The sequence below is a fragment of the Alloactinosynnema sp. L-07 genome (assembly GCF_900070365.1).
In the GTDB taxonomy this organism is placed as follows: Bacteria; Actinomycetota; Actinomycetes; order Mycobacteriales; family Pseudonocardiaceae; genus Actinokineospora.
In genome coordinates this window covers 6,012,093-6,036,223 of the sequence record NZ_LN850107.1, presented here as the reverse complement: position 1 = coordinate 6,036,223, position 24,131 = coordinate 6,012,093, and the positions used below count along the sequence as shown (strand labels likewise).

General features: G+C 69.7%; 18 protein-coding genes. 5 read left to right on the top strand and 13 right to left on the bottom strand.

Annotation, left to right across the window (positions count from 1 at the left end; translation table 11 throughout):
* Nucleotides 1-60 precede the first annotated feature (60 nt).
* Complete coding sequence (locus BN1701_RS36580; RefSeq protein WP_172803333.1) at nt 61-2,406, top strand: hypothetical protein; 2,346 nt, start codon at nt 61-63, stop codon at nt 2,404-2,406.
* Nucleotides 2,403-3,449, top strand: coding sequence for a glycosyltransferase family 2 protein (locus BN1701_RS36575; RefSeq protein ID WP_054053553.1), 1,047 nt, complete (start codon nt 2,403-2,405; stop codon nt 3,447-3,449). Before BN1701_RS36580 ends, BN1701_RS36575 begins: the two co-directional genes overlap by 4 nt.
* Before the next feature lie 12 nt (nt 3,450-3,461).
* Here the strand turns inward: BN1701_RS36575 and BN1701_RS27440 are convergent, their stop codons facing one another.
* The 10 genes from BN1701_RS27440 to BN1701_RS27395 all read right to left on the bottom strand — a co-directional run bounded on the left by BN1701_RS27440 (nt 3,462) and on the right by BN1701_RS27395 (nt 16,839).
* Nucleotides 3,462-4,877, bottom strand: coding sequence for an LGFP repeat-containing protein (locus BN1701_RS27440; RefSeq protein WP_082860089.1), 1,416 nt, complete (start codon nt 4,875-4,877; stop codon nt 3,462-3,464).
* 105 nt (nt 4,878-4,982) lie between these two features.
* Complete coding sequence (locus tag BN1701_RS27435) at nt 4,983-6,362, bottom strand: LGFP repeat-containing protein (RefSeq protein ID WP_054053549.1); 1,380 nt, start codon at nt 6,360-6,362, stop codon at nt 4,983-4,985.
* Nucleotides 6,363-6,483: 121 nt separating this feature from the next.
* Nucleotides 6,484-8,148, bottom strand: coding sequence for an LGFP repeat-containing protein (locus BN1701_RS27430; RefSeq protein WP_082860088.1), 1,665 nt, complete (start codon nt 8,146-8,148; stop codon nt 6,484-6,486).
* Nucleotides 8,149-8,344: 196 nt separating this feature from the next.
* Nucleotides 8,345-11,017 (bottom strand): N-acetylmuramoyl-L-alanine amidase, encoded by a 2,673-nt coding sequence (locus BN1701_RS27425; RefSeq protein ID WP_231949931.1) that lies wholly within the window; start codon nt 11,015-11,017, stop codon nt 8,345-8,347.
* Between the two features lie 150 nt (nt 11,018-11,167).
* On the bottom strand, nt 11,168-12,145 hold the full coding sequence (locus BN1701_RS27420) for a lysylphosphatidylglycerol synthase domain-containing protein (RefSeq protein ID WP_054053544.1): 978 nt from the start codon (nt 12,143-12,145) through the stop codon (nt 11,168-11,170).
* A 66-nt stretch (nt 12,146-12,211) separates the two neighbouring features.
* A complete protein-coding gene (locus tag BN1701_RS27415; RefSeq protein WP_054053542.1) occupies nt 12,212-13,441 on the bottom strand; it encodes an acyl-CoA reductase in 1,230 nt (409 codons plus the stop codon).
* Nucleotides 13,438-14,487, bottom strand: coding sequence for an acyl-protein synthetase (locus BN1701_RS27410; RefSeq protein ID WP_054053540.1), 1,050 nt, complete (start codon nt 14,485-14,487; stop codon nt 13,438-13,440). The genes BN1701_RS27415 and BN1701_RS27410 overlap by 4 nt, the downstream gene beginning before the upstream one ends.
* On the bottom strand, nt 14,484-15,851 hold the full coding sequence (locus BN1701_RS27405) for an AMP-binding protein (RefSeq protein WP_231949726.1): 1,368 nt from the start codon (nt 15,849-15,851) through the stop codon (nt 14,484-14,486). Before BN1701_RS27405 ends, BN1701_RS27410 begins: the two co-directional genes overlap by 4 nt.
* Nucleotides 15,848-16,594, bottom strand: coding sequence for an SDR family NAD(P)-dependent oxidoreductase (locus BN1701_RS27400; protein ID WP_054053538.1), 747 nt, complete (start codon nt 16,592-16,594; stop codon nt 15,848-15,850). The genes BN1701_RS27405 and BN1701_RS27400 overlap by 4 nt, the downstream gene beginning before the upstream one ends.
* A gap of 8 nt (nt 16,595-16,602) precedes the next feature.
* Nucleotides 16,603-16,839 carry an acyl carrier protein gene (locus BN1701_RS27395; protein WP_054053536.1) on the bottom strand — a complete coding sequence of 79 codons (237 nt, stop codon included), beginning with the start codon at nt 16,837-16,839 and terminating at the stop codon, nt 16,603-16,605.
* A gap of 223 nt (nt 16,840-17,062) precedes the next feature.
* On the opposite strand from BN1701_RS27395, the gene BN1701_RS27390 reads away from it, so the two are divergent.
* From BN1701_RS27390 to BN1701_RS27380, 3 genes are all read left to right on the top strand, one after another.
* Nucleotides 17,063-18,157, top strand: coding sequence for a DegT/DnrJ/EryC1/StrS aminotransferase family protein (locus tag BN1701_RS27390; protein ID WP_054053534.1), 1,095 nt, complete (start codon nt 17,063-17,065; stop codon nt 18,155-18,157).
* On the top strand, nt 18,154-19,134 hold the full coding sequence (locus BN1701_RS27385; protein ID WP_082860085.1) for a Gfo/Idh/MocA family protein: 981 nt from the start codon (nt 18,154-18,156) through the stop codon (nt 19,132-19,134). Before BN1701_RS27390 ends, BN1701_RS27385 begins: the two co-directional genes overlap by 4 nt.
* 125 nt (nt 19,135-19,259) lie before the next feature.
* On the top strand, nt 19,260-21,311 hold the full coding sequence (locus tag BN1701_RS27380; RefSeq protein ID WP_054053532.1) for a N,N-dimethylformamidase beta subunit family domain-containing protein: 2,052 nt from the start codon (nt 19,260-19,262) through the stop codon (nt 21,309-21,311).
* Nucleotides 21,312-21,359: 48 nt separating this feature from the next.
* Here the strand turns inward: BN1701_RS27380 and BN1701_RS27375 are convergent, their stop codons facing one another.
* The 3 genes from BN1701_RS27375 to BN1701_RS27365 are packed head-to-tail and all read right to left on the bottom strand — an operon-like array spanning nt 21,360 to nt 24,069.
* A complete protein-coding gene (locus BN1701_RS27375) occupies nt 21,360-21,983 on the bottom strand; it encodes a DapH/DapD/GlmU-related protein (RefSeq protein WP_054053530.1) in 624 nt (207 codons plus the stop codon).
* Nucleotides 21,983-22,912 (bottom strand): NAD-dependent epimerase/dehydratase family protein, encoded by a 930-nt coding sequence (locus BN1701_RS27370; protein WP_054053528.1) that lies wholly within the window; start codon nt 22,910-22,912, stop codon nt 21,983-21,985. The genes BN1701_RS27375 and BN1701_RS27370 overlap by 1 nt, the downstream gene beginning before the upstream one ends.
* 26 nt (nt 22,913-22,938) lie before the next feature.
* A complete protein-coding gene (locus tag BN1701_RS27365; protein ID WP_054053526.1) occupies nt 22,939-24,069 on the bottom strand; it encodes a DegT/DnrJ/EryC1/StrS aminotransferase family protein in 1,131 nt (376 codons plus the stop codon).
* Between the last annotated feature and the right edge of the window lie 62 nt (nt 24,070-24,131).

The following is a 24,131-nucleotide window of genomic DNA, read 5'->3' as shown; positions in this document are numbered from 1 at the left end:
TCGGGAAGACGGCTTCGGTCGCGGATCCCAGACCCGCAACGAGCTGAAATGGTTCCGCACATGAGCGTGGGTACGACCGGGCCTGCCGACACCGTCACGCCCGACTCCACCGCCGGTCGGCGCGGGTTTCCCCGCTGGCTGCCGCCGCTGCTGATGCTCGCGGTGGTGGGCGTCGGCGCGGCGTTACCGCTGATCCGGAACCACATCTTCTACCTGTGGGACGACACCGCGGCGGCTGGTCTGCCGAACTGGCTGCAGATGGCCGAGTCGGTCACCAAGGGCCGCATCCCGCTGCTGGAGCTGGAGATGTGGCGCGGCGGCAACTTCGCCGCCGAGGGTGTCGGCGGCATGTGGAACCCGGTCGTCGTCGCGGTCGCGATCGGCACGTACTACATCGACAACATGGCGATCGCGATCACGCTCGCCAAGACGTTCTTCATGATGGTGATGGCGGGCGGCAGCTACCTGCTGGCCCGCGGCTACGGCGTGCGCCCGACCCTGGCCGCCACGCTGGGCGCGGCGCTGCCGCTGGCCGGGTACTCGCTGTTCGTCGACGGCACCGCGTGGGTCAACGCGCTGATCCTGACCGCGTTCACGCCGTGGCTGTGGTGGACCGCCCGCCGGGTGCTGCACCAGGGCGGCTCGCTGGTCTGGGTCGTGGTCGCCGGGTACCTGTGCTGCTCGCTCGGCAACCCGTATGGCCTGCTCAGCACTGGTTTCGTCTTCCTCGGCGTGATGGTCGAGGCGTGGGTGTCGGGAAAGCGCCCGAAGATCGTTGGCCTGGTGCTGTCCGGCGTCGCGGTCCTGATGATGAGCGTGCTGGTCTACCTGCCGCTGCTGCTGACCTCGCACGTCGGCTACCGCGCGGGCAGCAGGACCTACAACGACGAGTTCCTCGCCCCCACGCTGACCGACTTCATGGGGATGAGCACGCCGACATTCCAGCCCTACATCGTCAACTTCAACGTGCCGTACCTGACCGTCCCGGTGATGTACCTGGCATGGTTCGTGCTGCCCCTGCTGCCGTGGCTGCGCTGGCGGGTGCTGCGCGACCGCTGGCGCAGCCTGTCGGCCATCTACCTCTTCGGCGCGATCTACCTGCTGCTGATGCTGGGCCCGTCGCAGGTGTGGATGTTCCGCTGGCCGCTGCGGCTGATCGACTTCATGTGGTTCGCGGTCGGGCTGCTGTTCGTGATCATGGCCAGCGCGGGTCTGGACCGCACGCACTGGAAGCGGCGGGCGTTCGGCTCGGTCGGCATCATCGGCTTCGGCGCCTACCTGGCCTGGTCGGACGTGCCGATGCACGCCCACCGGCACGCGCTGGGCGCTCTGGTCGTGATCGTCCTGGTCGCCGCGCTGGTGCGCTTCGACGTGATCAGCAGGCTGGGCTACGCGGTGTTCGCGGTCGGCACGCTGATCGTGCTCGCGCTGCAGGTCACCTGGTTCCCCGGCTGGTACAACGTCAACAACTACCAGTTCCCCAACAGCCGCGCGCTGATCGAGGAGCGGTTCGCCAAGTACGACGGCCTCACGGTGCAGATCGCCGACCTCTACAAGGTGCCCCCCGGCAGCCTGCTGCCGGACAAGGCCTACCAGGACATGCTGTGGGGCAACCTCTACAGCGTCGCGGGCGTCGAGAGCACGACCGCCTACAGCGGCATCGGCTACACCTTGCTCGACGAGAAGCTGTGCGCGCAGTACGAGGGCTCGACGACCTGCCCCGACGCGTGGAACCGCATGTTCCGAACCGTCCCCGGCTACGACGGGGCGACCTTCGCCGACCTGATCAACGCCAGGACCGTCGTGGTCCAGAACGCCCTGATCAACACCGCCAACTGGACGGCGCCGCCGGGCTGGCACCGCTCCGTCGAGGACGAGGACAGCGGCCTGACCACCGTCTGGAAGCGCACCGACCCGCCGCGCTTCCCCGACGGCAGGCTCTCCCACGTCCCCGACGGTGTCACCATCGACTCCGACGCGAAGACCGACCGGATCGACGAGAAGGTGCGCTTCACCCGCGACAGCGCCGACGGCGAAGCCAAGCTGACCTTCGCCCGACTCAACTGGCCCGGCTACACCGCAACCGTGAACGGCACCGACGTGCCGGTCGGCACCGGGTTCGCCGGACTGGTCGAGGTGCCCCTGCCCAAGGGCGTCACCAGCGGCGAGATCGAGCTGAAGTGGACCCCGCCCGGCTTCACCGCGGGCGTCGCGGGCTACGTCGCGGGCGGCACCCTGACCCTGGGCCTGGCCGTGGTCCCCTGGCTGCTGCGCAGGCGCCGCGGCCACACCCCGGACGCCCCGACCGAGCTCGACAACACATCCGCCGCAGACCTCGCCGACCTCGACCGCGCGCCGCAGCCGATCGGCACCATGAACTCCGCAGAAGGGGGCGTTCGCCCGTGACCACGCCAGAGCTGCCCGTGAACGGGACCACCCAGTCCCGCCGCCCGCTGGTGACCATCCTGGCCCCGGCGTTCAACGAGGCCGACAACGCCGTCGGGCTGGTCGGGTTCTTCCGGGAGATCCGGGCCTACCGGCCGGACATGGACTTCGAGCTGGTGGTGGTCGACGACGGCTCGGTCGACAACACCGCCGAGATCGTCAAGGGCGCGCTGCGCGATGGCGACGTGGCCAGGGTCGCGACGCTGTCGCGCAACTTCGGCTCGCACGCGGCCATCACCGCGGGCCTGGCGCTCAGCCGCGGCGACGCGGCGATCACCGTCAGCACCGACCTGCAGGAGCCGGTGGAGGCCATCGGCCGGTTCATCGACGCCTGGCAGGCGGGCAACGACATCGTGTGGGGCCTGCGGCAGACCCGCGCGGTGCCCAAGGGCGTCGCGAACTGGATGTCGCGCAAGTTCTCGGTGGTCTTCACCCGCATGGCCGACGGCCCGACGTTCCCGCAGGAGGGCCCATCGCAGGCCCTGATCTCGCGCGCGGTCATCGACGTGGTCAACCAGATGCCCGAGCGCAACCGCAACGTCATGGGCATGGTCGCCTGGACCGGCTTCACGCAGACCTCGATCTACTTCGAGCAGCTGCCCCGCCCGGCGGGCAAGAGCAAGTGGACCAACAAGAAGAAGATCCGCCTGGTGATCGACTCCTTTGTGGAGTTCTCGTCGGCGCCGTTCCTGATCACGTTCCTGATGGGCCTGGGGATCGGTCTGGTCGGGATCCTCGGCACACTGGCGACCCTGCTCGTCGCGCTGATCTCGTGGACCGCGCCGGTGGGGTGGCTGCTGGTGCTCTCGGCGGTGTTCTTCTTCGCGGGGCTGCAACTGTCGGTGTTCGGCGGCCTCGGCGAGTACACCTGGCGGGCCGGTGACGACGCCCGCAGGCGCCCGGTGTTCATCCTGCGCGCGGTGCACGACAGCGGTGTCCCGGCCACGAACGCGGCCCACACCGGCGCGGTGACCGCTCGCCCGGAGACGACCACCGCGCACTGAGTCAGTCGCGGGTCAGGGGAACATCGCGACGCATCGAGCGCTCCGGCACTCGATGCGTCCACCTGCGAACTGCTGGGTCACCACGTCGGACCTGCGGATCTCGTCGGCGACCGGCAGGCCGAGCCTGCCGGTCCAGCCGCCCTGGCGCCACCACTCGGCCCGGATCACGCCGCGGACGGTGAGCGCGCCGCCCGTGGGCACCGTGAAGATCGATGCCTGCCGGAACTGCTGGAACCGGCGGGTCCCGTCGAGGTCCATCTCGTCGTACTCGGGCAGCCCGTCGACGGCGACATCGCCGTCGGCGCGCAGTTTGGCGAGGATGGCGCCCTTGACCAGGTGGGCGCCACTGTCGCTGCCCCAGATGATCGCTTTGTCGGCACCGAAGAGGACATACAGGCCGCTGACCCCGGCCGTGGGCAGCTGGTCGGAGGTCGGGAAGCCGAGCCCGGACAGGCTGCCGTTGTCCCAGAACTCCTGCCGCAGCGCCCCGGAGATCCAGTGCGCGCCCGTCGGCTTGGACCAGAAGATGCTGACCGCGTTCTGGAACTGGGCGAACTCACCTGGGTGGCCGGGGGTGGTCAGCAGGTCGGTGATCGGGAGCCCGAAGGGACCCTTGACCGAGTTGAACTCCAGGTACTTGGCGTGCACCGACCCGGAGAGCACCCGCGCGCCGGTCTCGGTTGACCAGTACATCGAGCGGTCGGGGCCCATGTCGAAGAACCACCCGCCGTTGGGGGTGGCGGCCTGGTCGGTGGTCGGGAAGCCGAGCGCGGCGTAGCCGCCGAGTTCATGGAAGCGCTTGCGCAGCTCGCCGCTGAACCACAGGCCCCGGCCGCCGTCCTTGGCGTGGATGGTGACCGCGCCGTCGAAGTCGGCGTGGCTGCCCGCCGCGCCGGTGGTGCGGCCCACGTCGGTGATCGGGAAGCCGAAGGTGCTGGCGGTGGCCCCCAGCGCCCAGTACTTGGCGCGCACGGCGCCGGAGAGCACGTGCGCTCCGGTGCCGTCGCTGTAGTAGATCGATGTGCCGTTGACGAACGCGGCGGCGGCGCCCGGCCTGCCCGCTGTGCTGCCCTGGTCGGCGAGGGCGGCGCCGTTGGGCGCGGCGGCGAGGTCGGCCTCCCAGCGGGCCTCGATCGCGCCGGAGAACCAGTGCGCGCCGTGGTCGGGGTGCCAGGTGATCGCGACTCTGGTGTTCCACTTGCGGAAGAACCCGGTCAGCGTCCCGTCGGACTGCACGGTCGGGCCCTCCAGCGGCGACCCACCGCCGAGCGCGTTGTACTTGGCCCGGATCGCGTCGGCGCCGGTTTCGGCGGTGACGGCCCCGGGCACGGCGGATTCCTGGGCACTGGCCGTCATCGGGGCCGCCACGCCCAGGGTCACCAGGGCGAGCACGGCCATGGCGCGGGCACACAACCGATGTACCGACATGGGGACCACTCTCCTCAGACCGTACTCGTACCAGATGGACCCTTCATGAACCAAGAAGCCGGCGACCCCGTCACAGGTCCCCGGCTACTCGGCGGCATGGCTTGGTCAGGCGAATGGCGACCAGTAGCAGGCGTTCTGCTCGCCGTAGTAGCAGCCCGCCAGGCCGCCCTCGAACCGCTGCTCGACGCGATTGCCCAGGTCACGCTGGTTCTCGACGGGCAGTCCGAGCGCCCCGGTGTATCCCTTGAGCTGCCACCAGGTCGACCGGATGTTCCAGCCGACCGTGAGCGGGGTGCCGTCGGGGCCCTGAAAAATCGACGCGGAGCCGAACTGCTGGAAAGCCCAGCCTTCCCGGCCGCTGAGGTCGAGCACGCCGGTGTTCGGCAGGCCGTAGGCGGCAACGTCGCCGTCGGCGCGCAGCCGCTCCAGGAATCCGTCGTGCACGAACTGGGCACCGGTCGCGGCGCCCCAGAGGATCACCGCGGAGGGTCCGAAAAGTACGTAGAGCCCGTTGGGCCCGGAGGTCGGCAGCTGGTCTGAGGTCGGGAAGCCGAGCTTGTCGGTGCCGCCGAGGCTGTTCCAATAAAGCGCCGCGAGTGCGCCGGACAGCCAGTGCGCGCCGGTCGACTCCGACCACAGGATCTCCACTGTGCCCTGGAACTTCGTCCGGGTGCCGCCCGCGACGGCGACGGTGTCGGTGATCGGGAAGCCGAAGACACCTGCGGTGCCACCGAGTTCGAGATACTTCTGCCTGGCGGGCGCGTCGAGCAGCGCCGCACCGGTACCCGCCGACCAGAAGATGCCCTGGCCGCCCGGAAAGTCGATCATGTATCCGGATCGCCCCGGGGTGCCGACCTGGTCACTGGCCGGGAAACCGAGCACACCGAGGCTGCCACCGTCCCAGAACTTCTGTCGCAGCGCGCCGGAGATCCAGTGCGCAGGCGCGCTGTCCTTGGCGAAGATGCTGACCATGCCTTGGAACTGGGCGAACGTGCCGCCCTCGACGGGCAGCACGTCGGTCTCGGGGAAACCGAACGACCCCGCTGTGTGCCCCATCTCCCAGTACTTCTGCCGGACCGGGCCGGACAGCGCGTGCGCGCCGGTGCTGTCGCTGTAGTAGATCGAGACGCCGTTGGCGTAGCCCGCGGCCGCGCCGGGCCTGCCAACGGTGGGGCCCTGGTCGGCGACCGCCGCGCCGAAGGTCGGCTGCCACTTGGCGAGGATGTTGCCGGAGAACCAGTGCGCGCCCCAGCCCGACGTCCAGGTGATCGCTACCGTGGTGCCCCACTTGGCGAACCGCGCGACCTTGCCGCCACCGGGCAGGTCCGCCCAGTCGCCGAGCGGGCCGCCGCCGCCGAGTTCCGCGTACTTCTGCTGGATGGCCGCGGTGCCTTGGTCCTGCGCGGTGGCCGTGGCCACGCCGCCCGCCATCATGGCCGCGACCAGCGCGACGATCTTCACCGTGCGGAATGCGCCCACGCGCATGACATCGCCCTCCGAGAACGGGAGCGCGCCGCTGCTGGGCGCGAGATCCCTAGTAGAACCCAGAACACCGGTACGGGCCCGGCGGAGAACCGCCGAGCCCGCACCGATATCAAGGAGTGAATCAGCCGCGCTCGCCCGCGCGGATCACGAAGTGACCCTCACGCACGGAGGCCGCCGGGGCCTTCTTGTCCGCCGCCGCCGTCGAGTTCACCGCGGACTGCGACCACGGCGCGGTGCCGTATTCCCAGTCGCAGTAGTTGTCGTCGGGGTTGGACGAACGGAAGTCGCAGTAGAGGTATCCGCCCTCGAACTGCTGCACGACGAAGTTGTCGTACGGGTAGTACTCATTGGCCTTCGGCATACCGAGGAAACCGGTGTAGCCGCCGAGGATCCACCAGCCCTCACGCATGACCCAGCCGACGGTCAGCGGGCCGTACGCGGTGTCGAAGATCGACGCGTGCGCGAACTGCTGGAAGGTCGACCGGCCGGGCAGCGGGATGCGCTCGGTGTTCGGGAAGCCGTAGTACTTGACGTCGCCGTCGGCGCGCAGGCGGGCCAGGAAGTTGCCCGCCACCTCGAAGGCACCGACCTGGGCGTTCCACAGGATGGCCTTGTCGGCACCGAAGAGGATGTAGAGACCGCCGTTGCCCCAGATGTCACCGGTGACATGCTGGTCGGAGGTCGGCAGGCCGAAGTGGCCGATGCTGCCGTTGTTCCAGAACCGCTGGCGCAGCGCGCCGGAGATCCAGTGCGCACCGGTCGGCTCGGACCAGAAGATGCTGACCTGGCCCTGGAACTGGGCGAACTTGCCCGACACGCTGGGGAGGTCGAGGACGTCGGTCTCCGGGAAGCCGAAGTTGCTCTCGGTGCCGCCCATCGACAGGTACTTGGCCTTGACGGGGCCGTCCTCGAGGAGGGTGGCGCCGGTCTGGCCGGTCCAGTAGATCGTGCGGCCCTTGGGCAGCTCGACGGTGTAGCCCTGGCGGTTGAAGTGGAACGCCTGGTCGGAGACCGGGTAGCCCAGACCCGCGATGCTGCCCGCGTTCCAGAACTTCTGGCGCAGCGCGCCGGAGATCCAGACCGCCGGGCCGTTGCTCGGGTCGAAGATCGAGACCTGGCCCTGGAACTGCGCGAACTCGCCCGCGACGTTGTTGTCGCTGGGCGGGAGCACCAGGTTGTCGGTCTGCGGGAAGCCGAACGAGCCCGCGGTGTGGCCCAGCGCCCAGTACTTCAGGCGGACCTCGCCGGAGAGCGTGTGCGCGCCGGTGGAGTCGCTGTAGTAGACCGAGAAGCCCTTGTCGAAGCCCGCGGCGGCACCCGGCCTGCCGATGGTCTGACCCTGGTCGGCGACGGCGTAGCCGTAGACATCCGCGCCGCCCGCCGCGCTCCACTTGGCCGCGATGGCACCGGAGAACCAGTGCGCGCCGTGGGTGGAGTTCCACGTGATGACGACCGTGGTGCCCCACTTGGCGAAGCTGGCGAACTTGCCGCCGTCGGCCGCGGTGGTGATCTCCGAGAGCGGGCCGCTCTCGCCGAACGTGGCGTACTTCTGCTGGATCGCGAGCGTGCCCGCGTCCGGCTCGTCAGCGGCCGGAGCCGCGGGTGCCTGCTGCTCGACCGGCGCGGCCTGCTCGACCGGCGCAGCGGGCGCGACGGCGGTCGTGGAGTCCGAAGTGGACGGGGCGGCCGGGGCCTCCTGCGCCACCGCCGGCAGCGCGGTCAGGACGACCGAACCCGCCGCCAGCGCCGCCACGAAGGCAGCCCGAATAGGACGGTTAGAACCCATACAAGGTCCCCCAATAGAAGAGCGGCCGTGAGACCCACCCAGAGGCCGCGTGCGAGAAATACTTCGCAAGTATGCCCGAAGAATCCGGAGATCACCATGAACTTTCAGCGTCGCACCAATAACGCTCTGACGCTGGTTTTGGAAAAGTGGTAACGCGCGGGGCCCGCACACCGATAAGCGAGCCCCGCGCGAAATGTCACCCGGTTACCGTTACCTGACAAGTGTTCGCCGCGTCACGGTTAGTGCACTGCACTGTGCCACGGTCGAAGCTCTGCCGCCAGACGCCATTGTTGAAAGCGGCGTCGGAAGTCGGCAGCCCCAATGCGCCACCGGCACCGCCGCGCGCCCACCAGGTGTCGCGCAATCCCCAGCCCAGGGTGGTGTAGGTCGTCCCGCGTTCGAAAACCGTCGCACGGGCGAACTGCTGGAAACGAGCCGTGGTGTCGGTGATCGGCAGGACCTCGTAGCCGGGGAACCCGAACACCGCGACGTCGCCGCCCGCGCGCAGTTTGGCGAGGAACCCGTCGTTCACCAACTTGGCGCCGGTCGACGCGGTCCACAGGATGACCCGGTTCGGTCCGAAAAGGATGTACAAACCGGACTCACCGGACGGACCGCTGGTGGCGTACTGGTCCGAGGTCGGCAGCCCGAGCGCGGCGGCGCCGCCCCCGTCGCGGTACCGCTGGCGCAGCGCACCGGAGATCCAGTGGCCACCGGTCGACGACGAGGCGTAGATGCTGACCATGTTCTGGAAGTCGGCAAATTGTCCACCGTCCCCCACGTCGGTGACGTCGCTGGTCGGGTAACCCGCGATTCCGGTGGTGTGACCCAGTTCCCAGTACTTCTGCCGCACCAGCCCGGAGATCGCGTGCGCCCCGCTGGCTTCGGAGAAGTAGATCGAGTCACCCTTGGTGAACGCGGCCGCCGCTCCGACATACCCAATCGCGGCCTGGTCGGCCACGGCGGGACCGAAGCGCTCATAACCGCCGTCTCGCCACTTCCAATAGACCCTCCCGGAGAACCAGTGCGCGCCGACGCTGGGATGCCAGGTGATCGCGACCTCGACACCCCACTTCATGAAGGTCACGTACCGACCGCCATCCGAGGTCTCCAGGATAGGGTCGGCCAGAACACCGCCGCCCATCTCGTTGTGCTTCTGGATGATCGCGGCTCGGCCCGGCTCAGCGCCGGAGCACACTCCGGCTGCCGTGCAGGTGATGGTGGCCCGGTCGAAGGTTTGGGTCACGCCGCCGCCCGCTATCGGCTGCTGTTCGCCGATCGGATACCCGAACGCCATGCTGCCCCCGAGCCCATGGAAATGCAGCCGGATCGGCGGTCCGACGGACAATGGTCCCCGGCCGGCTGCCACATAGATCTCCCACCCCGCGGCGTATTGCTGAGTGAGTGTGGTCGACCCCGGTATCGTCTCGGCTTGGTACATCGGCACGCCGAACTTGGCGGACCCGCCGCCCGCGTCGTAGTACGAGACCAGCGAGGCGGGCAACAGGGTGATCCTGTGCGCATCGCTGTAGTAGACACGGGTTCCCTCCGAGAAGGGCACCACCACAGCGAGGGAGCCATAGTTCGGAGTGGACGCTTGATCTCCTCGCGGCCAGCCGAGCCACGCGTCCGAGTGCCACTTGGCCAACACAGCGCCGGACAGCCAGTGCGTGCCGTACGCCGGATGCGAGGCGATCGCGATGTTGCCTGATCCGAAAGTGGTGGCCCTGCCGTCCCTGAACGTGGACTCCAGCGCGTAGACGCCGCCGTAGAAGCTGTTGTCGCCGCCCGCCGCGTTCCACTTCTGGTAGATCGGGGAGTTCCAGGTGTTCGCCTCGTTGATCAGCGTGGCCACCCGGTTGCGGATGTTGCCCAGGTTGGCGTAGCCGAGGTCGCCGGGGCACTCGGTGAGGCCGCTGTCGCGGTGGCCGAAGATCACCGGGAGGGTGACCGTGGTGCCCGCGGGCCAGCGGGCGGTGCCGCCGCCCTTCGAGGTCAGCTGGGTGGTGCCCAGCGGGTTGCGGTAGCTGCCGCCGAGTTTCCACGCGGCGATCCGCGAGACCGACTCGTGCTGGGCGTCGCTGGGCCGCTCCGTGGTGAAGGTGCCCAGCATGGAGATGCCGAAGACGAAGGTGTTGAAGCCGCCGGTGTGCGCGCCGATGGTCGGCAGGTGCAGGCCGCCGGTGCGGCCCTCGAACACGGTGCCGCACTTGTCCACCAGTGCGCTGTAGCCGATGTCGCCCCAGTCGAGGTCGACGGCGTGGTAGCGGTAGATGGCGCGGATCAGGCCCGCGGACTCGGCGCAGGTGTAGTCGTTGGTGCCCGCCGTGTGGTGGATGGAGACGGCCTTAGTGGTCGCGGCGTACTCGGCGGGCCAGCCCATCAGGCTCTCGTCGGCGCCCCATTCGGCGCGGGTGACGACGGCGGGTCGGTCCGGGGTGGCCTGGATGCTCGGGGCCGTGGACTTGGCCGGGTCGGCGCCGGGGTCGACGGTGACCAGGGTCAGCCTGGCCACGTCGGCCGAGCGGATCTGGACGGTGTCGGCGCGGCCGGTCCAGATCGGTTCGCTGCCCGCGCCCTTGCGCCGGACGTCAGCACTGTCGGTGGCCGGGTCGACCGTCGTCCACGCCGCCCAGGAGCCGTCCGGCTCGCGGTGGCGCAGTTCGACCTTGGCCGGGGCCGCGCCGGTCCACTTGACACCGACCAGCGAGAACGGCTTGGCGGTGCGAACTTCGCGGACATCCGGCTCGACGGCCGCCGCGCCTGCCAGGCCGATCTCGGCCGAGGCGGACTTGGCGACGGGCGCCGGATTCGCGGGCTGTGCCGCGGCCTGCTGTGGCAGCAACAAAGTCGTGGTGAGTGCGCCCACGACCAAGACAGCACGGTATGCACCGTGTAATTGCATGTAATTGTCCCCTAGTGATCACGCACGGAGCCCAGCCCCCAGTGCACGCGGTGGTCAGGGTCGAGTATGCCCGCGATTCACCGATTCACAAGCGGATAGCGGAAACCTTCACAATTACGCGGTGGCCGCGGGAAGCGGCACGCGCCAGCGGGCGAGCAGTGCGGCGACGCCCGCGGTGGTCAGGTCGGCGATCAGGAACATCACCCGGGACACGACCGCGAAGGCCAGCGCCTGTCCGTACGGCAGGGCGCTGAGCAGCACGGCGACGATGACGCCGTCGCGCACGCCCGCGCCGGAGGGGAGCACGAAGACGAACATGCCCGCGTTGAGCCCGATGGCGATCGCGCCCGTGCACAGCAGCAGGCCGGTCAGCCCAGATGCCGCGCCGACGGCGTCGACCAGGACCCACAGGTGCAGGCCATAGAAGAAGTACGACACGATCTGGAAGCCGAGCGCCTCGCCGACCATGCGGAAGTGCAGCGGCCGCTCCAGCGGGCTGCGCTTGATCAGCTTGAGGACCTTGTTGGTCGCCCAGTTCAGCAGCCGCGGGTGCAGCGCGAGCAGGCCGACGGGCAGGAGTACGGCGAAGAAGATCGCGCCGGGGAACTTGTCGATCAGCACCGGCATCGCGAGCACGCCGAACAGGGCGGCGGCCACCAGCGCGAGGCCGACCTGGACCAGCGACGCGGTGAAGATCCGGGCCCGGCCGACCTTGGCCTTGCGGGCCAGTTCCATCTGCAGCAGGTACGCCCACACCGAGCCGGGCACGTACTTGCCCAGCGACCCGACCAGGTTGATCTGCGCGCAGCGGAACACCCCGACGTGTGGGCCGAGATCTTCGACCAGCGTGCGCCAGGCCATGACGCCGATCCCGATGCCGACCATCACCGACAGCTCGGACAGCAGGACACTGCCCCACGGCAACGTCTTGAGGGTGTCCCAGACGGTGTTCCAGTTGCGGGAGAGCGTCCAGACCGCACCCGCGACGACGACGACGAGCAACAGGCGCCGGGCCCAGGCGACGGCGATCGACTTGAGGGAGCTCCCCTTCTTCGCCTCGGTTTCCTGGGTGACGTCGACGTCGACGGTCATAAGGTCCTCGGACTCCTGACTGGGTTCGCCCCCGGAGGCGTTCGGTCGAGACAGCATAAGTCGGTTTCAGACCGTGACCGTGACCAGCCTGCTGAACTCAGCGAGCAGGTCGTAGCCGTCCCAGACGGCCGAGAAGGTCAGCGCGGAGCCGAACGGGACGATTCGGTCGATTCCCCGTCCGGCCAGGGTGTTGGCCAGCTCCACCAGGGTCGCTTGGTTGAACCCGAAGCAGCTCAGCGTCTGGTCCTTGCGGCCGATCACGGCGGCGAGTTCGTCAAGTGAGGCGACCGTGGCCATCGGGAAGGTGCCCGCGCCGAGCCACTCGCGCGGGACCGCGCCGGGGTCGACCAGCTCCAACGTGGCCACCGCGTTGCCGTCGAAACGCAGGTCGGTGGCCAGGCCGTCGGCGGCGACGCCGTAGGTGGACACCCGCTTCTGCACGGCCATGGCCGGTTCGACGACGTGCTGCTTGTCGGCGATGACCTGGCTGAGCAGCGCGCGGAACTCGGTGCGCGCCGACACCGCCCGCTCGGCGTCGCCGACCCAGAACAGGGTGCGCGGCGAGGCGCAGGCGGCCTGGTCGAACCAGTACGAGTCGTTGTAGAAGCCGATCGCCGCGTCGCGGCGCTGGTCGGCGGTCGCGGCGTCCCAGCCCGCGACCGACAACGCGGCGAACGACGCGCGGTCGGGGAAGGTCAGGTCGCGCGCGTGCGGCGCGAGCGGGTGCCTGCGGACCTCGGTCACCGCACGGTCCCCACCCCAGATGACCCGCAGGTCACAGGCGGCGGACAGGGCCGCGGTGACGGCGTCGTCGCGGTCGTAGGTGACCATGCGCTGGGTCTGAGCGACGGCCGGGTGGGCCTCGGCCAGCGCCTCGTTGAGCGCGTCGATGACCGCGCTGGCCGCGCCCGCCGACCGCGGCGAGATGCGCACGACGTTACGGTTGCCTGCCAGCGCGGACAGGGCCCACGAGTAGACGAAGATCGTGTCGACGTTCGCGGGCGGCACGTGGAAGGCCAGGCCACGGGGGAAGCGCAGGACACCGTCGCGCGTCGCGCCCGTGGCCAGTGCCTTGCCGATCTCGCCGCGGCGCAGGAAGAAGCCCAGCGAGGCCAGCTCCGGGAAGCGGCGCGCGGTGGCGGGGGCGAGCAGCTTGCGGGCGAACTTGACCAGGAAGTCGACGATCCGGTCGTCACCGACCGTGAGCGGGCCGCCCTCCGGGGTGGCCGTCAGACCGGCCAGCAGGTTTTCGACTTCCGTGTCCGGACCCGCCGGGAACCGTTGGGTGATCTTCACGCCGCCGCCCCCGAGAAGGTGTCCGAGCAGCCGCGGGCCTCGGCCTTGGGCAGCCTGCCGAGCACGGAGAACCGCTTGCCCGGCCAGTCGCCGTCGTCGACGCCGTGCACGACGCCGAGGTCCTCGGTGAGCAGGACGTGGCCGGGGTAGGACCGCGGCAGCGTGCTCACCACCTCGATCACGCCCGGCTCGCCGACCGGCTGCTCGGCCCACGTTTCCGGATTGCGGATCACCACGTCGGCGAAGTCCGGGCAGTACAGCGAATTCCCCGAGGGACCCTCGACGAACACGGTGCCGATCTGCTCGATCATCCCGTAGTAGTTGTGGATCCTGGTGAGCCCGGTGTCCTCTTTGAACCGGCGGCGGAACTCGGCGTTGTCGACCGCGCGGTCGATCAGCTTCTTCCAGCCGCCGGAGTGGATCAGGATGCCGTTCGACAGGTCGAGTCCGTGCTCGCGCGCCACCTCGTAGAGGTACAGCCACACCATGAAGGTGAAGCCGAAGATCAGGAACGGCTTGTCGCCGTACTCGGCGAGGAACCGCTTGACCGCCTCGATGTCGGGCTGGTCGTTCTCGTCGAGCACGTAGACGTGCTTGCGGCCGAAGTTGGCCATGCCCAGCACGCCCGCGCCGCGCGCGGAGAAGGAGCGGCGGTTCTTGATAATGCTGACGGTGTCGACCATCAGCATCGGCAGCCGCTCGTTGCCCAGCACGGTCCGCAGGGTCGCACCGAGCATCTTGGTCTGCGCGGCGGCGGCGTCCTTGTCCAGGTAGATGCGGGAGGCGCCTGCGCCGGTGGTGCCCGAGGAGGTGAGGATCTTGAAGACCTCGTCCTCGGGGACGCTGCGCAGCTCGTGGGTCTTGAACATGCGCACCGGCAGCCACGGCAGGTCGGCGACCGAGTCGAACGCGGTCGGCGTGCCCAGCGACGACAGGATCCGGTCGTATGGGGCGCAGGCGGCGCGGTGGTGGGCGGTCAGCTCGGTGAGCACGGGCAGCAGCGCGGCCTCGCGCCGCGCCTGGCTGAGCTGGAACAGGTCGGTCACAGGTCCGCCTCCAACGAGCGGTAATCGATCTTGCCGCTGGGCAGCAGCGGCAGTGCGTCCACCGACCGTACGTCGAACCCGGTGACGTGCAGGTGCAGTCGCTCGGCCAGCGTCTTGGCCGCGGCCTTGGCGGTGTCGCGGTCGGCGCCCTCGATGAAGACCACGACCTTGTCCCCCGCCGCGACGGCCGCGACGGTGCCGCCGACGATCTGCTCGATGTCGTCGAGGCTGACCCGGTTGCCGAAGACCTTGCCGATGCGCTTGAGCCTGCCGGTGATGAACAGATAGCCATCGTCGTCCAGGTGGCCCAGGTCGCCGGTGGCCAGCACCCCGCCGCACTGGTCGCCGTCGGCGAGTTCGGCTGCGGACTCGGCGTAGCCCATCATCACGTTGGGCCCGCGGTAGAGGACCTCGCCGGTCACGCCGGGTTCGGTGGTCTCGGTGCCGTCGTCGGTGCGGACGCTGAACGCGCCACCCGGCAGCGCCGGACCGGCCGAGCCGAGCTTGTCGGCCAAGCGCTCGGCGGGCACGGTCGCCATCCGGGGCGCGGCCTCGGTCTGGCCGTACATGACGAACATCCGGCCGCCCGCTGCGACCATCTTGGCGTTGAACTCGGTGACCAGCTCGACGCGCAGCTTGCCGCCCGCCTGGGTCAGCGTGCGCAGGCTCGGGTACTTGGCCGGGTCGAAGCGCAGGCGGCGCAGCATCTCGTAGTGGTACGGAACGCCCGCCAGCGACGTGATCTTGTGTTCCTCGACGGCCTGCCAGAACGGCCTGCCCATCACCCCGGTCGGCTCGACCACGACGGTCGCGCCGCGCACGAGGTGGCTGTTGAGCACCGACAGCCCGTAGCTGTAGTGCAGCGGGAGGCTGGTCGGGGCGACCTCGTCGGCGTCGATGCCCAGCACCTCGGCGATGGACTCGGCGTTGGCCAGCACCGCGCTCCGCGACAGGCGGACCAGCTTGGGGTTGCCGGTCGATCCGCTGGTCGGCAGCAGGACCCCAAGATCGGGATGCGGCGCGACACCGTCGGACTCGCGCACCCAGTCGGCCGAATAGCCCGCGGGCGCCTCGCCCGCCGGGTTGAGCACGGCGGCGGGCTGGAAGCGCTCGACCAGGCCCACCAGCAGGTCGGCGTCGAGCGCGGGGTCGAGCAGCGCGACCGCGCGACCGGCGTACCAGGCACCGAGGTAGCGCAGGACGCTGGCGACGTCGACGTCCATCCGCGCGAACAGCACACCGGCGGGCAGGACGGCCAGCTCGGCGGCGACCCGCCCGACCTCGGCGTAGAGCTCCGAACCGGCGAGCTCGGCGCCGGTGACGGCGTCCAGCAGCCGGGCGTCCGGGTGGATCAGCGCCGTCACAGGACGAGACCCCCGTCGACCCCCAGGACCTGGCCGGTGACGAACGACGACTCGTCGCTCACCAGGAACCGGATGACCTTGGCGACCTCGCCCGCCTCGCCCAGCCTGCCCAGCGACGTGTCGGCCACGACCTTGGCCAGCACCTCGTCGGACTGGCCCGCGATCAGGTCGGTGCGGATGACGCCGGGGGCGACGGCGTTGACGCGGATGTTGTAGCGGCCCAGTTCCTTCGCCGCCGACCGCGCCACGGCGGCCACCGCGGCCTTGGAGGCGGCGTAGACGGTCTGACCGGCGTTGCCGCGCTCGCCGACGATCGAGCCGAGCAGCACGATCGAGCCGGTCTTCTTGCGCATCATGGCGCGCGCCGCGGCCTGCACGGTGGCGATGGTGCCCGCGACGTTGGTGGTCAGCATGGCGTCGACGTGGGCGTCGGCGATCATGCCGATCAGCGCGCCGTCGAGCACGCCCGCGCTGGCGACCAGCGCGTCGATGCGGCCGTGCTCCTTGGCGACGGCGCGGAAGGTGTCCTTGACCGACGCCGGGTCGGTCACGTCGAGCGCGACGCCGGTGACCGCGGCCCCCGTCGCGTCGGCGATCTCCTTGGCCCGCTGCTTGGCCGCGGCCTCGTCGCGGCCGGTGAGCACGACCGTGGCGCCTGCCTCGGCCAGCGCGACCGCGGTCGCGAACCCGATGCCACGGGTGCCGCCGGTGACGACGGCCACCTTGTCATTCAGGTCACTCACCGGACGGCTCACTTGACCCCGAAGCCCTCAAGCATGTCCAGAGCGACCTTGAAGCTGCTCATGTCGATCACCTGGTCGGTCTCGAACTGCACGTCGAACTCGTCTTCGACGGCCGCGACGAGCGCCATGTGCCCGACCGAGTCCCACGCGTCGATGTCGCGGTACTTCAGGCTTTCGACCTCGACGTCGTCCTCGAGCTGCAGTGCGTCGACGAAGACGGTCCGCAGGCGCTCCGACAGGCTCATGTGGCGAACTCCCAGGTAGTGCGGCAGACAGGATCGCGGCCCGGGTCGCGACAGGGCCGATACGAGGGTAACGGTTCGGCGGCGGTGCTCCCGACCCGGACGGCCTGCGGCTTTGCTCGCGCGGGTAGCCTGCCTCCTGGCTTTCACCTCATCCACGCCAACACCGACGAGCAACGTAAGCGGTCGTGCCCGACCGGCACCCGCCCCGATGGGAATGCGGAGAATGATCCCTATCACCGTGGTCGACGTCGCCGACGCCGAGCCGTATGTCCTCGAGGTCCTGCGCTCCGGCGTCATCGCGCAGGGACCGATGGTCAAGCGACTGGAAGAGTCGTTCGCGAAGGTCGCGGGCACCAAGCACGCCGTGGCCGTGAACAACGGCACGACAGCGCTGGTGGCCTCCCTGCAAGTGCTGGACCTCCAGCCGGGCGATGAGGTGATCACCTCCCCGTTCACCTTCGTGGCGACGCTGAACGCGATCCTCGAAGCCGGTGCCACCGCCCGTTTCGCCGACATCCGCACCGACGACTTCTGTGTCGACCCGGACGCCGTCGCCGCCCAGATCGGTCCGCGCACGAAGGTCCTCATGCCGGTGCACTTGTACGGGCAGACCGCGGACATGGGCAAGCTGGCCCCGCTGGCCGCCGAGCACGGGCTCGCGCTGGTGGAGGACTCCGCGCAGGCCGTCGGCGCCAGCTTCGACGGCCGCCAGGCGGGCAGCTACGGGCTGGGCTGCTTCTCGCTGTACGCGACGAAGAACGTGACCACCGCCGAGGGCGGCATGATCACCACCGACGACGACGACCTGGCCGACCGGCTGCGCGTGCTGCGCAACCAGGGCATGCGCGCCCGCTACCAGTACGAGGTCGCGGGCCACAACTACCGGCTTACCGACCTGCACGCCGCGCTCGGCATTCCGCAGATGGAGAAGCTGCCCGCGCTGACCGAGGCGCGCTCGCGGCACGCCGAGGCGCTCACCGCGGGCCTGGCGGGCATCACCGGCCTGGCCACCCCGCAGGTGCTCACGGGCCGCACCCATGTCTGGCACCAGTACACGGTGCTGGTGGGCGACGACGCCAAGGTCGACCGGGACGAGCTGGCCGCCAAGCTCACCGAGAAGGGCATCGGCAACGGCACGTACTACCCGAAGGTCGTCTTCGACTACGACTGCTACCGCGACCTGCCCGGTGTGATCGCCTCCGAGGTGCCCGTGGCCACCAAGGTCGCCCAGCAGGCGCTGTCGCTGCCGGTGCACCCGAAGCTGACCGCCGACGAACTCGACACGATCATCGGCGCGGTGCGCGAGGTGCTGGCATGACCGGAGCTCGTCCCCGCATCGCCCTGGTTGGCGCCGGGACCATGGGGTCCTTCCACGCCCGCGTGCTCGCCCAAAGCGAGCGCTGCGACCTGGTGCGCATCATCGACCCGAACGAGACCGCGGGCCGCACCGTCGCCGAGCGCTACGAGACGGCGTGGGCCCCGGAGATGGGCGAGCTGTCCGACGTCGACGCCGTCGTGCTCGCCGCGGCCACCGAGTACCACCACGGGCTCGCGCTGCAGGTGCTCAACCAGGACAGGCCGCTGCTGGTGGAGAAGCCGGTGTGCAACGGCCTCGCCGAGAGCGAGGAGGTCGTGCGGGTCTCCGCCGAGCGCGGCGTCCCGCTGATGTGCGGGCTGCTGGAGCGCTACAACCCGGCCGTGATCACCGCGCTGTCGCTGGTCGACAGCCCGGTGCACGTCACCGCTACCCGGCACTCCCCGTACGCCCCGCGCATCCGCACCGGCGTGGCCTGGGACCTGCTGGTGCACGACGTGGACATCGCCATCCGCGCGCTGGGCGGCGTCGAGCCGACCGCCGTGCAGGGCCACCTCGGGTACTTCCACCCGAACTCGGTCGAGGGCGCCGAGGACATCGCCGAGACCGTGCTGGGCTTCGCGGGCGGCGGCCTGGCCACCGTCTCGGCCAGCCGGATCGGCCAGCGCAAGGTCCGCTCGCTGGTGATTTCCGAGGTCGACCGCCTCATCGAGGCCGACCTCCTGCGCCGCGACGTGATCATCTACCGGCACGTGTCCAACGACGCGGCCACCCCGGACGGCCGCGGCTACCGCCAGCAGACCGTCATGGAGATCCCGGAGCTGCTCACCGCCCGCGAGCCGCTGGCGACCCAGCTCGACCGGTTCCTCGACGTGCTCGACGGCACCGTCGACGCCGACGAGGAGCGCGACTCGATCCTGCCGTCGCACCGCGTGGTGGCGCAGGTTCTCGACCGCTCGCAGACCCCGGTCCGCGCCTGAACCGAGTCCGCCAAGAATCCCGGTGAGCCGCCGCTCGCCGGGATTCTTGCTGTTTGTGGACAGACCCGAAACGCGGGTGTTCCACAGAGCGATGCAGTGGTTACTCCCGGTGCGAGGAGGCGCTCATGTGGGACATCAACCAGCGGTTCATCCGGTTCGTGCCCGCGGGCAACGGGGCGCTGTACGCGATCCAGGCCGACGGCCTTCTGTACTGGTATCGGCATTCCGGGTGGCAGACCGGGGCCGCGGCGTGGAGCAACGGCGGCGGCAGGCTCATCGGCGACGGCTGGCAACAGTTCGAGACCGTCCTGGCCTCGGCCGACGGGCAGGTCTTCGGGATCACCGCGGACGGCGCGGTGCGGTGGTACAAGTACCAGTTGTCGGACCCCGCGACCGGCACGGGCAGCTGGCACCCGAACTCCGGCGCGACCATCCACAGTGGATTCGCCCAGTACCCGCGGGTGTTCGGCGGCTGGGGCGGGGTGCTGTACGGCGTGTCCGCCAACGGCTCGCTGCACTGGTTGCGGTATCTCGCGGGGGACGGCACCGCGGGGCCGGGCGCGTGGGCGGCCAACAGCGGCGCCCAGATCGGAACCGGGTTCCTGCGCCACTACGAGCTGTTCGCCGATCCCAACGGAGTGATCTACGGGATCCGACAGGGCAGCAGCGACCTGGTCTGGTACCGCTACCTGCGCACCGACGGCACCGCGGGCCCGGGCGCCTGGGCCAACGGCGGCAACGGCGTGCTGGTCGGGACCGGATTCTCCGACAGCGCGCAGAAAACCTGGTTCGCCAACACTTCTGGCACCGTCTACACGGTGTTCCTGGACGGCGCGACCACCCCGGGCCTCGACCACCGACTCATGTGGTTCCGGCTCATGAACTCCGAGAACATCATCGGCGGCGCCAACATCGCCTGGTTCAACGGCGGCAGCGGACTGTCCGTCGGCGAGGGCTTCACCATCGAGTCGACCGCCGCGCTGCAGGGCTACCCGACGGATCTGAGTCCGCGGGCGGGCGGTCCGCAGGGCTTCGCCGTGTCGAGCACGTACACCAGCGTGGAAGCGCACATCGAGCGGTTGGCCGTCGCCGGACAATCCCAGGGCACCGTGTGGGGCCCGGTGACCCGGCCCGGCAGGCTGCAACTGCTCCCCGGCGGTTACCGCTCGAACGGCTGCGCGTGGGCGGCCGACTTCACTCTCACCATCCCGACCACGTGGCGGTCGGGGGTCTATCTGTGCAGGCTGCGGGGCCTCCTCAACGGCGTGCGCCACACCCGGTTCGACATTCCGTTCGTGGTCCGGCCCGCGGGCACGCTCGCGCCGATCGCGGTCATGCTTCCGACGAACACCTACAGCGCCTACAACACCTGGGGCGGACACAGCCAGTACGCGACCGTCGGCCAAGCCGGGGTGGCCAGGGTGGTCGCCTCGCTGCGCCCGAGCAACAGCACGTGGATCACCGGACGCGGGCGGATGAACCACACGTTCTACAGCGATCTCCTGCTGCTGCGCTGGATGGTCGACCGAGGGTTCACCTTCGACTGCTACCAGGACGGCGACCTCGACCACGACCCGAGCTGGCTGGCCCAGTACGAGGTGTTGGTCCTGGGCAGCCACCCGGAGTACTGGTCGCAGAAGATGCGCGACTCGCTGCGGGACTACCTGGCGGGCGGCGGCCACGTCGTGGTCACCGGCGGCAACGCGATCTACGAGCGCATCACCTGGCAGCCGGGCGGCGACTCGATCGTGTTCCGGTCGTCGACCGGCGCGCATGTGCTCTTCGCCGGACTCGGCCAACCCGCCAGCCAACTGATCGGCGTCGACTACGACGAGACCACGTTCATGGACTTCGGCGCGTACGAGGTGGTCTCCACCCATCCGTTCCTGGCGGGCACGGGCCTGGGGATCGGCGACACCTTCGGCGAGACCGCCTACAACTTCACCGCGGCGGGCTGGGAGGTCGACAACACCCCATCGGGCGCGCAGCCTGGCACCACGATCATCGCGCGCGGCCAGAACTCCCAAGCGGAGATGATCCACCAGACCAAGCCCAACGGCGGCTGGGTGTTCTCCACCGGATCGATGACCTTCAACGGGGCACTCGGCCCGAGCGGCGCGGCGTCGACGATCCTGCGCAACGCGATCTCGGCGGGACTGTCGAGCCCGCTGGTGTGAGCGGATGACGAACTGCCCCCGAGAGACCTCGGGGGCAGTTCGGCGGCGTCATTCCGGCAGGACCCCGGGAGGTGCGCCCCACACGACGTCCTCGCCCCGCGCGGCGGCTTCCTCGCGGCGGCGGGCGTTGTCGGCGCGGACCCGTTCGGCCTCGGCCTGGATGTACTCGTCGTCGTACTTCTGGAACACCCTGGCCGGGTTGCCCGCGACCAGCGAGCGTTCCGGCACGTCCTTGGCCACCACCGACAGCGGCTGGACGGTGGCGAAGTCGCCGATGGTCACCCCCGGCATGATCACGCTGTTGCCGCCGATGAAGCAGCCCTTGCCGATGCGCACCGGCTTGCGCTCGATCAGGTCGGTGCCCGAGTGGTTCTCCAGCATCATGTTCGCCAGCCAGCTGGAGTGGGTGAAGATCAGGCAGTTGAGACCGATGCTGGTGTGCTCACCGATCTCCATGCCGCCGCTGGCGTCGAGGACGGCACCCTCGCCGATCCAGCAGTACTCGCCGATGCGCAGGTTGTTCGGGCTGATCACCTTCGCCCGCTCGCGGATGCGGGTGGTCTCCGGCAACCCGAACAGCTTGGCCCGTTCGGCGTCGTTCATGAACTGACCCACGAGCTCGGTCAGGATGTGCGGACGCAGCCGGTTGCTGCGCTCGTCGTCGAAGAACATCAGCCGCCGTTTCGGATGAGGTCGGTCATGCCGTCCTCGACGGTGATGGTGGGCTCCCAGCCCAGGACCTCCTTGGCCCTGGTGATGTCGGCGGCGCGGCGGGAGACGAGCACGTCGCGCGGGTTGAACTGGGGTTCGACGTCGACGCCGACGGCGTTGATGAGGATCTTGGCAAGGTCGGCGATGGAGGTGTCGATGCCAGTGCCGATGTTGACCGGCACGTTGTCGCCCTCGGACTCCAGGGCGGCCACGACCGACGCGGCGATGTCGTGGACGTGGATGAAGTCCATCGACTGCTCGCCCTTGCCGTCGATGACCGGCGGCAGGCCGTTGCGCAGGCGGTTGACGAAGTGGTTGATCACCGAGGTGTAGTACGCGGTGGTCTTCTGGCCGGGGCCGTAGACGTTGAAGAAGCGCAGCGCGACCCACGACAGGCCCTTGGTGCGCTGGTAGAAGCCGAGCAGGTCCTCGCCGGAGCGCTTGGCGATGCAGTACGGCGTCAGCGGCGAGAGCTCGTCGTCCTCGTGCATCGGCAGCTTCTTGGGGTCGCCGTAGACCGACGCCGATGAGGCGAACACGAGCCTGCGCACGCCGTGGTCGGCCGCGGCGGCGAAGACGTTGTGGTTGCCGACCATGTTGATGTCGACGCTCTCGAACGGGTCGGCGACGCTCTTGTTGATCGACACCGCGGCGAGGTGGATGACGCTCTCGCAGCCCTTCATCGCCTGGTGCACGGCGCCGCCGTAGCGGACGTCCTGGTCGATCAGCTCGACCTTGCCGGTGGCGACCAGCTCGCCGACCTTGTCGCGGTCGCCGCGGAACATGTTGTCGAGGATCCGGACGTGGTAGCCCTTCTCCAGCAGCATGGGGACGACGTGCATGCCGATGAAGCCGGCGCCGCCGGTGACCAGAACAGTGCGGGGGGACATGGCTGGGTAACTCCTGGAGATCGGGGTCAGCGGGCGTCGGCGAGCACGGTGCGCAGGGTCGATGCGACCCGTTCCACCTCGTCGTCGGTGAGGTTGGCGTGCATGGGGATGGCCAGGTGGCGGGTGAACAGGTCCGCCGAAACCGGGCAGGCCGCGGTGGTGCCGTACACCGGCTGCAGATGGGAGGCGTAGGTGCCGATGTTGCACTGCACGCCCTGGTCGCGCAGGCCCTTGGCGACCTTGCCGCGGTCGATGCCGTGGTCGAGGGTGACCACGTAGGACTGCCACGGGTGCACCCGGTCGTCGAGCGCGACCGGCAGGGTGAGGCCGTCGACGTCGCCGAGCAGGCTCTCATAGAGCTTGGCGACCCGCGCGCGGTTGGCCAGCAGGGTCGGCAGCCGGTCGAGCTGGGCGAGCATGATGCCCGCCATCACGTCGGACATGCGGTAGTTGTAGCCCGCCAGGTCGAAGCTGGGCACCGGCAGGTCGCTGGCGCCCTCGCGGGTGATCGCGGGGGCGATGCCGTAGGTGTGCATCTTGCGGGCCAGCGCGGCGTACTCGGCGTTGTTCGTGGTCAGCGCGCCGCCCTCGCCCGCGGTGATGCCCTTGCGGCCGTGGAAGCTGAAGGTGGTCAGGTCGGCGAGGCCGCCCGCGGGACGGCCCTTGTAGCTCGCGCCCGCCGAGCAGGCGCCGTCCTCGATGAGGAACAGGCCGTGCTTGTCGGCGATGGCGCGCAGCTCGTCGTAGTCGGCGGGCTGGCCGAAGACGTCGACGGCGATGATGCCGGTCGTGCGCGGGGTGATGGCCGCCTCGACCGCGGCCGGGTCGGCGCTCCAGATGTCGGGGCGGATGTCGGCGAAGACCGGCGTGGCGCCGGACCAGACCACCGAATGCCCCGTGGCGGGGAAGGTGTAGTCGCCGACGATGACCTCGTCACCGGGCTTGACCCCGGCGACCTGGAGGGCCAGGTGCAGGGCCGCGCCGCAGTTGTTGACCGCCAGCACGTGCTCCGCCCCGGCGATCTCGGCGAAGCGGCTTTCGAACTTCCCGCAGGTGGGGCCCGCCCCGGAGAGCCACCCGGACTTGAAGACCTCGGCGACCGCGGCGAGCTCCTCGTCGCCGACGGTGGGCTGGCCGAGGGCGATGATGTCAGACATACGTCTCCCAAGTTTGACCGTCGCGAGTGTATAGCGGTGCTCAGGTCACATTTGGCCGCCCC

What these genes read in the sequence shown, in the direction of transcription:
- BN1701_RS36580 (WP_172803333.1), top strand. Translation starts at nt 61, where the DNA reads ATGAGCGTGGGTACGACCGGGCCTGCCGACACCGTCACGCCCGACTCC.
- BN1701_RS27440 (WP_082860089.1), bottom strand. Translation starts at nt 4,877, where the DNA reads ATGTCGGTACATCGGTTGTGTGCCCGCGCCATGGCCGTGCTCGCCCTG.
- BN1701_RS27435 (WP_054053549.1), bottom strand. Translation starts at nt 6,362, where the DNA reads ATGCGCGTGGGCGCATTCCGCACGGTGAAGATCGTCGCGCTGGTCGCG.
- BN1701_RS27430 (WP_082860088.1), bottom strand. Translation starts at nt 8,148, where the DNA reads ATGGGTTCTAACCGTCCTATTCGGGCTGCCTTCGTGGCGGCGCTGGCG.
- BN1701_RS27420 (WP_054053544.1), bottom strand. Translation starts at nt 12,145, where the DNA reads ATGACCGTCGACGTCGACGTCACCCAGGAAACCGAGGCGAAGAAGGGG.
- BN1701_RS27395 (WP_054053536.1), bottom strand. Translation starts at nt 16,839, where the DNA reads ATGAGCCTGTCGGAGCGCCTGCGGACCGTCTTCGTCGACGCACTGCAG.
- BN1701_RS27390 (WP_054053534.1), top strand. Translation starts at nt 17,063, where the DNA reads ATGATCCCTATCACCGTGGTCGACGTCGCCGACGCCGAGCCGTATGTC.
- BN1701_RS27385 (WP_082860085.1), top strand. Translation starts at nt 18,154, where the DNA reads ATGACCGGAGCTCGTCCCCGCATCGCCCTGGTTGGCGCCGGGACCATG.
- BN1701_RS27380 (WP_054053532.1), top strand. Translation starts at nt 19,260, where the DNA reads ATGTGGGACATCAACCAGCGGTTCATCCGGTTCGTGCCCGCGGGCAAC.
- BN1701_RS27375 (WP_054053530.1), bottom strand. Translation starts at nt 21,983, where the DNA reads ATGTTCTTCGACGACGAGCGCAGCAACCGGCTGCGTCCGCACATCCTG.
- BN1701_RS27370 (WP_054053528.1), bottom strand. Translation starts at nt 22,912, where the DNA reads ATGTCCCCCCGCACTGTTCTGGTCACCGGCGGCGCCGGCTTCATCGGC.
- BN1701_RS27365 (WP_054053526.1), bottom strand. Translation starts at nt 24,069, where the DNA reads ATGTCTGACATCATCGCCCTCGGCCAGCCCACCGTCGGCGACGAGGAG.